The 1,061-nt window shown below is 65.6% G+C and carries 1 protein-coding gene; it reads right to left on the reverse strand.

Going from position 1 to position 1,061, the window contains the following annotated elements; genetic code table 11:
* Nucleotides 1–864, reverse strand: an 864-nt coding sequence (locus EOA86_RS35850) for an ATPase domain-containing protein (RefSeq protein ID WP_128345760.1), incomplete at its 3' end; no start/stop codon positions are given.
* Nucleotides 865–1,061 lie beyond the last annotated feature (197 nt).

Genomic DNA, 1,061 nt, shown 5'->3' on the forward strand with positions numbered 1-1,061 from the left:
TTCGCCGAGAAAAAGCTCGGATGGGTTGGCGACCTCGCGCAGGCCCATATCAGACATTTCGAAGACGCCGATCTCGTCGGTCGGTCCGAAGCGGTTCTTGACCGTGCGCAGGATGCGGTAGTGGTGGCCGCCTTCGCCCTCGAAATAGAGCACTGCGTCGACCATATGCTCGACGACGCGCGGCCCGGCGATCTGGCCTTCCTTGGTGACGTGACCGACGAGCACGATCGCCGCACCCGTGGATTTCGCATAGCGGATCATCGCCTGGGCGGCGGCACGCACCTGGGTGACGGTGCCGGGAGCCGAATCGGCCATGTCGGTCCACAAGGTCTGGATCGAATCCAGAATCACCAAATCCGGCCGCTTGCCGTCGGCGATGGTGGCGAGGATGTCCTCGACATTGGTTTCGGCGGCAAGCTCCACCGGAGTATCGGCGACGCCGAGCCGCTGCGCACGCAGCCTGATCTGGGCAACCGCCTCTTCGCCCGAGACATAGACGATGCGGTGGCCCTTGGACGCCAGCGCTGCGGCAGCCTGAGTGAGCAGCGTCGACTTGCCGATGCCGGGATCGCCGCCGACCAGCAGGGCCGAGCCGCGCACGAAACCGCCGCCGGTGGCGCGGTCGAGTTCGCCGATGCCGGAGACGATGCGCGGCGCATCCTCGATATCGCCGGACAAAGTCGTCAGCACCACGGCACGGCCCTTGCGCACATTGCGCGTGTTGGCCGGACCCGAGCCGATGCCGCCGGACGTGCCTTCCTCGACCAGCGTATTCCACTCGCCGCAGGCATCGCATTTACCGGCCCAGCGCTGATGCACCGAACCGCAATTCTGGCAGATGAACTGGATGCGCGATTTGGCCATCAGGCTGATGACGCTCCAAAGCGGTCGGAGGCTGGTGATCCTGCCCACCCCCCTCTGGCCTGCCGGACATCTCGCCCGCAAGGGGGGAGATTGGATGTCGCCATCGCTTTGGCCAATCGCTGACGTTGCAGGAAGAGCAATGCCGGCAAAGCTGCCGATCTCCCCCCTTGCGGGCGAGATGTCCGGCAGGCCAGAGG

Source organism: Mesorhizobium sp. M5C.F.Ca.IN.020.32.2.1 (assembly GCF_004023105.1).
Lineage (GTDB): Bacteria > Pseudomonadota > Alphaproteobacteria > Rhizobiales > Rhizobiaceae > Mesorhizobium > Mesorhizobium wenxiniae.